8 protein-coding genes and 1 pseudogene are annotated in these 8,436 nt (G+C 43.1%); 1 reads left to right on the top strand and 8 read right to left on the bottom strand.

The features are described from left to right. Positions 1-786 (top strand): cation:proton antiporter (locus LC574_RS14820; RefSeq protein ID WP_229454230.1); only part of this gene is annotated, 786 nt, incomplete at its 5' end. A gap of 324 nt (positions 787-1,110) precedes the next feature. Here the strand turns inward: LC574_RS14820 and LC574_RS14815 are convergent. From LC574_RS14815 to LC574_RS14780, 8 genes and pseudogenes are all read right to left on the bottom strand, one after another. Beyond that, complete coding sequence (locus LC574_RS14815; protein ID WP_229454229.1) at positions 1,111-1,674, bottom strand: DUF3124 domain-containing protein; 564 nt, start codon at positions 1,672-1,674, stop codon at positions 1,111-1,113. Positions 1,675-1,762: 88 nt separating this feature from the next. Then, entirely contained in the window at positions 1,763-2,440 is a 678-nt protein-coding gene (locus LC574_RS14810) for a TrkA family potassium uptake protein (RefSeq protein ID WP_229454228.1), read from the bottom strand. 128 nt (positions 2,441-2,568) lie between these two features. Then, a pseudogene (locus LC574_RS14805) lies at positions 2,569-2,814 on the bottom strand (bile acid:sodium symporter family protein); the annotation flags it as partial. 26 nt (positions 2,815-2,840) lie between these two features. After that, positions 2,841-5,477 (bottom strand): carboxypeptidase-like regulatory domain-containing protein, encoded by a 2,637-nt coding sequence (locus LC574_RS14800; RefSeq protein WP_229454227.1) that lies wholly within the window; start codon positions 5,475-5,477, stop codon positions 2,841-2,843. Positions 5,478-5,606: 129 nt separating this feature from the next. Further along, on the bottom strand, positions 5,607-6,434 hold the full coding sequence (locus LC574_RS14795; RefSeq protein WP_229454226.1) for a P pilus assembly protein, chaperone PapD: 828 nt from the start codon (positions 6,432-6,434) through the stop codon (positions 5,607-5,609). A gap of 181 nt (positions 6,435-6,615) precedes the next feature. Beyond that, positions 6,616-7,089: a hypothetical protein gene (locus LC574_RS14790; RefSeq protein ID WP_229454225.1), complete on the bottom strand. Its 474-nt coding sequence runs from the start codon at positions 7,087-7,089 to the stop codon at positions 6,616-6,618. 41 nt (positions 7,090-7,130) lie between these two features. Then, positions 7,131-7,625 carry a hypothetical protein gene (locus LC574_RS14785; protein ID WP_229454224.1) on the bottom strand — a complete coding sequence of 165 codons (495 nt, stop codon included), beginning with the start codon at positions 7,623-7,625 and terminating at the stop codon, positions 7,131-7,133. Positions 7,626-7,953: 328 nt separating this feature from the next. Continuing rightward, the coding region (locus LC574_RS14780) for a Uma2 family endonuclease (RefSeq protein ID WP_229454223.1) at positions 7,954-8,436 on the bottom strand (483 nt) is incomplete at its 5' end.

The following is an 8,436-nucleotide window of genomic DNA, read 5'->3' as shown; positions in this document are numbered from 1 at the left end:
TCTGCTTCTAGTCGCATCACCTTGTTGAGTTTTTGGGAATATGCCAGTTTTACCGTCAACACTTTTATTTTTCTGTTGATTGGTGTACAAATAAACTTGGTAACGCTGTGGAAAACTTTACCTGCAATTCTACTTGCAGTTTTGGCTTATCAAGTCGGGCGAGTTCTTACAGTCTATCCTCTACTAGCAGGCGTTCGGTGGATTGACCGCCCAATTCCGCTAGGCTGGCAACATTTACTGTTTTTAGGCAACATCAAAGGTTCACTCTCAATGGCTCTGGCGTTGAGCTTACCTACCACACTGCCAGGGCGAGAAGTTCTGATAGCTATAGTCTTCGGCTGTGTGCTGGTGTCGTTAGTGGGACAGGGTTTAAGTTTGCCTTGGGTGGTAAAACGCTTAAAATTATCTAAATTTTCAGAAGCTCAACAACAGGTTGAAGAATTGCAAGCCCAGTTGATGACGGGTAAAGCAGCACAAGATGAATTAGATAGTCTGTTGAAATCAGGGGTCTTACCAAAAGCCGTTTATGAAGAGATGCGTTCAGCTTATCAGGTGCGAATTGCTGGTGCAGAAAAGACACTGCGGCAACTTTATAATCGTCGTCCTGATGAGTTGGAAGGCAGAAGTGGCAACAGCAGTAAACTTGATGCCATTCGCCGGCGTTTACTCCTGGCAGAAAAAGGAGCGCTCAATGAGGCAATGCGGAAGCGAATTCTCTCAGAAGAAATTGTGCGCGGGCGGATACAAGCTCTTGATGAACAATTGTTGAAATTAGAAGATGATTAGGGATGTGGGGACTGGGGATAGTCTCAATACCTTTCGGTTAAGGGGGAAAGGGGAAAGAAAAACCTTTAACCCAAACCCAGTAACCTTTTCCCAAAACCCAATTCCAAGTTAGAAATGCTTAACCGAACAGTATTGGGGATAGTCTGAGCTTTGTCGATGAACCTTTGAGCTTCGTGAGTGAACCTTTGAGCTTTGGCTGATTAGAATCTGCTGCCTCTAGTTAGATATTGAGTCTCTGACTCAATGAATGCATTCCCATACGGAGCATGGGAACAAGGAAACGAGGAAAAACTTAATTACGAATTACGAATTACGAATTACGAATTATTTTAAAGGCGATCGCTTATAGTTATTTTGACTTTTAATTACCCTACCAGGACTGATAAAAGAAATTCCTTGTTGAAAGTCAGTACCAATCATGACTGCTTCCACTATCGGTTCGGATATTTCTGTTTGGGCTACCCACTCGACAATAAAGTTTGCGCCTAAACCTCCACTGGTATCATTTCTATTGATAAAAAAATCTGTAGAAGCCAGTGCATCAAGTTGAATAGGGCGCTCTAAATACTGTTTAACTAGTTTCCCTTCTGAGTTATAGTAGCGCACAGAAGTAATGACGATCGGATTAGTCAAGTCTGTATTCCGAATACTGAGCGTAGCTGCTAACTCGAAAATCTCCTGCCGATTGTGATGATAGATATGAGAATAAACAGGAATATAAACAGTTTGACTGCTTGCTATCTTAAAATTATTATCCAGCGTCACAACTTTTTGCAATGGGGTTGCTTGAATGGCATCGGGTTGTGACTTTGGTGGAATATTTGTTGATTCACAAGATGCAAGAAGAATAACAGCGATCGCTAAATAAATATATCGATACAGCTTCATCAAAACTATTTACACCAATTTTTTTATTTTTGAATTGTTAAATGTGTAGCTAACCCCACTTAATAAAGAGTTTAGCTAGGAACTACGCTCAACATTTTTGTTCAATAAAATCAATGACTTGATGTAAAGATCCTGGTTTAGTCACAATCAGCACAGTTGAATGAGGTTTTAGTATTGTACTACCGTTAGGAATCATCAAATCTTCGTGGGGATGGGGTTGATAGCCAATAATTAGCGAACCACTAGGAAATTGGGAATCCTGAGCAATTTCGGCAACGCTACGACCAGCAACATAGCAATTGTTGGGGATGGAAAGTTTCAGAACCTCAATCTGTCCCTGCTCAAAATGCATCATTGATTCCACTTGCGGATACTCAATGGCATTCACCATTGTTGAAACTGATAGTTCAACAGTACTGATAATATGGTTAGCTCCAGCGATACGCAACGGTTCGGCAAAATCGGGGTGGCGCATCCGACTCAAAATATGGGTGACACCGTAGTGTTTTGCAAGAGTTACCATTGCCAAGTTTAAGGCATCACTTCTCAGAACAGCTGCCAAGGAACCGGCTTTGCGAATCCCCGCTTCTAACAATACTTCTGTACTTACAGCACTGCCTTCAAAAGCCATTGCTCCTACTTGTTCACGGGCATAGCGGCAAGCGATAGGGTCAATGTCAATTACGGCAACAGTATGTCCCAGTTCTACCAGTTTTTGCGCCAAACTTAAGCCGACTAAGCCTGCTCCACCAATTAGTACGTACATGTATGTTCTTGATGCTCTCTTCGACTTCCTATTCCACTTTACAAGTTAGCAAAGGAATGAAAGTGTAGCTTGTATGGAGATACTTTCAACCACTGGACAACCAGACTTGGCAATGAGGCAAACTACTTTTATGCTTTCAACAAGCTTTGGCGACGACTAGCCCACCAAGCAAATCCAGCACCAGTTACAAACATTAGCAGACCATAAATTGCCCCAGGAATGGCCATTGTGGGAGTATTCAGCAGCGTAGGTGTAGAAGCGATCGCCAGAGTCCCATTTTGAATTCCTACTTCTACTGTAATTGCCGTAACACGTTTTTCTCCTAATCGGGTTAATAGGATCGCAAAACCTAAAGCCATTGCTACCACATTCAAAACCTCTGGATTGTACCGTGATCGCGTTAGGGGATTGAGGGCTGTTGCAAATTAAGCTCTTGGAATGGTTCAGAAGACTCTTCCAATTTCAAGCTACCAGCAGATTTACCGTTGATTTGTAGAGTGTATTTACCCTGTGCCAAGCCTTCTAAATAATAGACTCCAGCACCGTTGGTAACAGAAAAACGCCGAGTCCCTTGATCTGGTTGTATAGCTTCTACTCGTGCGCCTGCGATCGCTTTACCTTGAGCATCCGTGACTACCCCCGATCGCGTGTAAGAACGAATTAGCGGAATCATCACAGGGGTGTAACTACCAGCAATCACATCAACGGCAGAAGACTCAACCGCCGCCTGCCAATCAGGAGGTAAACCTGCTGGATCGAGGTCGAGGCGATAAATGCCAGGAGACATCCGAACTAAGGTGCGATCGCCCTGGATTTGTGGTAAAAATGACTTAAGAGGTTTATTGTTCAGAGTCAACAATAAATCAGCGTTATCTGTATAAACTTCTTCGCCTCCATCCTGTTTGCCGTTATTGTTCCGGTCAAAAAATGGCTTAATTAGCAGTCCGCCTTGTGTACGCAAGTAACTAGAACGGCGATCGCCTGGACTAATACCCCCTTGTAGATTCAGGCTAGAAGCTAAATCTATGCTGAAAGTTGCTTCATCGGAAATCGGCGATACACCTTGATAACGCACCCGTAATAGCAAACCGGGTAAAACTGTTGTTGATAATGTGGCTAGTAGTCCCCTACCCTGAGAACCAATGCCATAACCTAATTGTGCTTCCCACCGATAACTACCATCAATCGCCTGTTGTTGTGAACGATAGCGCCAACTCACACTTAGCAAGTTGTCGCTGCGATTTTGATTCTGTGTTTCATAATTTAACAGTAGTGAACTGCCACTATTAGAAAAGCGGTTTTTAGACAAGCTGTAACTCAGTTCCGACAAAGTGCCAATTTCGTTACCGCGTTGCGTTAATTCTAGTCTACCGAGACGTTGCAGCAAATTCCAGCGCAGGCGGTTTTTAGTATCTAAGCTGACACGGGCAAAGGTAAAGGCATCTTTCCCACTCAAGTTAATTTGCATTCCGCCAGATGTTGCATCACCAGTGTCAGTAGTTGTGAATAAGGTGAATTGAGGAGAAACTCGCCAATCTAAATTAAAACGGCTAGACAAGCGATCGCTAGTAAATGCAGCACTCAAGTTGGATGATGGATTGTAGCGAATATCTGTGTTCACATCCCACTTATTACCCGTCAGTGCTGAAACTGCTACCTGCAAAGGTAACTTTCCCGGACGCCAAAATAATTCTGCTAAGGCTCTAGGCGATTCGTCGTACACTCCACCTAAGCCTACTGTCAGATTTTCCGATAAACCCCAACGCCCTGCAATTCCCCCCCGAAAGTCAGAAAAGTTGCCCAACAGACTTTGATTTCCCAAAGAATTCCGTCGTAACCCACCAGAAACGATTAATCCTGAAGCACCTGCTGGTAATTGTCCTAGCACTGTAGAAAAAGTAGCCTCTTGAATTTCTGGTTGTGCGGTGAGTCGCCCTTGGGGATACAGCAAGACGCGATAATTGTTACCCAAAAATTGATTTTGAATTTTAATATTTTCAAAGCGGTAAATGCCAGAAGAATCAACTAAAATTTCGGCAATCACGCGATCGCCAAAACCTTGCACCAACCGCACTAATGTACCTGGTTCAGCCTTACCAGAAATTGTACGTCCAATAGCATCTGCTTGTAAACGTTGACGAGGATCAGAAGAACCACCAAAGGGTTGAGGTGGTATAAATCCCTGTCGTTGAATGGATGTAAAACCCCAATAGTCCCCTGTTCCTTGGGCTTGCCAAAAAGTTGGCTGGGAACCGACAAAATAATCAGCTGAATTAGTTTGTCTGAGAAACTGTGCTTCCGCAATATTCCAAGTTTGCTGATTTTGTAAATTTGGTTGATCGGTACGGATGAACCACGAACCACCGAAAGCACTACCAACAGCAAGGAAATCACCTCTATAACTTGTTGATCTGGTAGCACTACCGCTAGCATTTACCTTTTGTTCAATTGCTGCAACATTAAACTTTTTAGGTGTAATGTGTGGTAATCCTTCTAGTTGAATCGGAGTTTCTGTTTCTACTAGTTTGCCAGTAGATTGATCTAGCCCTGGAACATCCAAAACAATGGCGTATTCATTGATGTCAAATTTCGCCGCTACGCCAAATAGAGTTTGTAAATCTTGAATTTTAAAGACTAATCCTAATTCTGGATCGGTGCGAAGTTTTTTTGGATCAATGCGAGTCACAACACCAGGCGATCGCACTTCTAATTGACCGTCTGGTAAAGTGGTGACATTTAATTTCAACCCTTGAATTACAGCATCATAGGGTAACAGCCAATTTGCAAAATCAATTGGTTGGGAACCATCTTCTTGACCACGCACCAAAACGCTAGGATTGACATTGCGGTTGCCTACATTCAATCCTACGGGAAAAACTTTAAATTCGGAATCCTTAGCTAATTGGGCAGTTGTAGGCGTTTGTGGATTGGAAATTGCAGGGGTATCTGCCTTAGCTGGAGTGATAATAATTTGACAGATAAGAGCGATGGCGCCCAGCAGAGATTTGCCTCTACTAGTTAATAACCGAAGTTGCACAAATTTTTAACTTCTCAGTAAAATTTACTATAAAAATAGAGACGTTGCAATGCAACGTCTCTACAAACATATAATTCCCATGCACCAAACAAAATTATCGATATTACGAATTACGAATTGTTATAGAAGCTACTTCTTCTGTGATGCAGCCTTTTGTGTGGGAATAGTAATATTTAGATTGAAGGGCAACTTACTTTTTTTAGTGTCTTCACCCCATAACAACTCACCACTTAGCTGATATTGACCCGGAGCTAGGGTTGGTTGGTCTTTCGTGGGATAATTTAATAATAAATTGCGCTCGCTATTTGCCACCACAGCATTAGCATCTATCTGGCCAGTTTTGACAACAGTTTGTCCTTGGCGTAAAGTCCAATTTAAACTGGGGAGAACAGTTGCTTGACCGCTATTGCGAACTAAGATTTGAATTTGTTTTTGCTCTGGATTAAAGCTGGCACTATCAACTGCTAGTTGAGGAGAAAGGTTGCCTTTTCTGACATAGAATGTCACGCCAATTCGTGCCACCAAAGTAACGTTATTACCAGCGGCATCTTTGGATTCATTGAGAGTTTCATTAAACACTACCGCTCGATATTCCCCGTCAGGTAAATTAGGAGCCAAACGACTGATGAGGCGCACCCGCCGAACTTCTCCTGGTTTGACAGTCAACTCACGCGGTGAGAATTGCAGATATTTTGTTAGGTCAGTGGGACTAGAGGATAAGGTTTGAAACCCTGCATCGCGGCTATATGTGAAAGGTTGAGCATAGATCCGAATCCGAGAAGGGGTCTTACTGGTATTGGAAATCGTAATCATTCCTTGGGCTTGTCCGCGTTCCGCCTTAGCTTCAATCACCAGAGGAGAAACGCTCATTTGTGCTTTAGCAGCACCAGGAAACAAAACTAGGGCGAATAAACCAGCACTAACAGCAGCTAGAGAGCGCCAATTTTTATTGAGCATATTTATAACTATGGCAGGATTGTAAATTTAATTCCTGATTTATAGTTCCCAAAAGCAGACTTATTTTATCTATGGGTAATGAGAAAAATATCTTGCCGCTTGAAGATTTAGTCTCTAGCGACAAGATATTCAGCAACTATTTTTCTCAAGCAATCTGAAGGTAAACTGGAAAAATTTTAGACTATGGTACGATAGTCAATGTTGTTACATAGCTGTAGTTTCCGGGAACAAGAGGACTGCCTTTATCTACTACCATATTTATATCTAAGGGCAAACCGCCACCAGGAGGTAGGCCCAGAAAACCACCAGCTTGAGAATTCGTACCGCCAAAAGGTGAATAAATCTCCCCGACAGAGAAAATAGGTGTAAACCCAGAACCTCCGGTCTGCTGCGGCTGAGATATACTTACTCTGGCACCTTGGTTACAGCTAACAACAACCCTACCAAATGACCCTCCAGGAAACCCTGCCGCTAATGCAGTTGCGTTAGTCGGTTGGTTGAGTCCCAATCTACCAGGGATAATTTGATCGAAGTTGCAGACACCACCGACATTTGCTGTAAACGGAACATCAGCAGTTTGTGCCATTGTTTTGGGTGCAAGAGCAGTAGAACCAACAATTATCAAAGCAGCGGTTAATAAAGAACGACGAATCATTTTTAAATCCTTCTCAAATAAATAAGGGTTGGAGAAAACAGTTATGGTGCGATGGTTAAGGTAACAACGTAGGTATAAGTTCCCGGCGTAAATGCTACTGGTCGCTCTACGAATAAACCCACCTCTAAATTGGTGTTACCTGGCGGCAAAATTCCACTCCCACTGCTAACATCACTGCGAAGGTTGGTCGAACCAAATTTTAAAAACCCAATGTGCGTTGTCCCAGATGGATCGGCACTAGGCCCAGATACAAGCCTGGGGGGCGAAACAGAGATGGTGGCAGATGTGCTGGTTTGCACACCGATTGTGGCAGGAGTTTGTGATTCAAACTTTGTTGGAATTCCACCAGAACCGCTAGAAATAGTTGGTTCAGCAGTGCCAGGGGCAGGAGGACTAAAGGTAGCTTCAACTGGAACTATTCCACTGAAAGGAACATCTGCACTTTGAGCTAGCACAGCTTGATCTAGAGCGAATGCCTGCACGCTAAATGCACTTGCCAGCACTAGGCTAGAGGTTAACGCTAAACGGTAAAGCATAAAGGAGTTAACTAATTAGTCAGCGTTGTCTTGTCTCAGTGCCTTTTTTTAGATTAGCTATTAAATGCTACAATAACGACCGCAAAACCACGTAATTTGGATCCCTAAAAGCAAATTGCGTGAAAATATTTAGTACAAGTTGCGGTTTATCAAATTTAGGTTTTTTGCATCCGTCGATTCGTGCCATGCCTGCGGTGGGATACGCCTACGCGCACCACTTTACACGGGCGAAAAATAGTAGCTTCGGTAAGGATTAGTTTGATTAAGCGATCGCCTCAATCTTTTTAACCAAATTTTTGAGATTATTAGGTTTAGCAGAAATTACCAGCTATTTCTGAAGCGCCTGCTGAAAAGTTTTGATGGCGTCAACATGATTCACCATATTAATGCAGCGTAACAACAAATCCAAATCAATTCCTTTGACCTCTTCACTACTGAAAACCCTTTCATAGTGAAGCGCGTTGCCCTCTTGACGCAGGTGATAAACTTCTAATACGCCATCTTCCCAGAACCACACTTCTGGAATCAACAGCCGCTTGTATGCCTCGAGTTTGTTGATACCGCCACTGGTAAACACCACCTCAATCGCTAAATCGGGACGCACTCGACCAGGGGCAAGTTTATAAGATTCATCCGCCTCTCGCTTGACAGCACCCGATTCACTTTCTAAGGTCATTGACCCAGTTGGAGTAAAGTCAAACCCTGCCATGAGCAGGTAAAGTTCTAATAATGCGGCAATTCTCTTCTTAACAGTTTCGTGGGGTTCTCCAGGCATTCTTCGGATCTCCAAAACACCATCCAGGAAAGACAG

The organism is Nostoc sp. CHAB 5715 (assembly GCF_020829685.1).
GTDB lineage: Bacteria > Cyanobacteriota > Cyanobacteriia > Cyanobacteriales > Nostocaceae > Nostoc.
Note: the sequence above shows the minus strand (reverse complement) of the source record. Positions and strands in the feature narration are given on the sequence as shown.

Coding starts and splice junctions, on each gene's coding strand:
- LC574_RS14815 (WP_229454229.1), bottom strand. CDS start 1,674: ATGAAGCTGTATCGATATATTTATTTAGCGATCGCTGTTATTCTTCTT.
- LC574_RS14785 (WP_229454224.1), bottom strand. CDS start 7,625: ATGCTTTACCGTTTAGCGTTAACCTCTAGCCTAGTGCTGGCAAGTGCA.
- LC574_RS14795 (WP_229454226.1), bottom strand. CDS start 6,434: ATGCTCAATAAAAATTGGCGCTCTCTAGCTGCTGTTAGTGCTGGTTTA.
- LC574_RS14790 (WP_229454225.1), bottom strand. CDS start 7,089: ATGATTCGTCGTTCTTTATTAACCGCTGCTTTGATAATTGTTGGTTCT.
- LC574_RS14810 (WP_229454228.1), bottom strand. CDS start 2,440: ATGTACGTACTAATTGGTGGAGCAGGCTTAGTCGGCTTAAGTTTGGCG.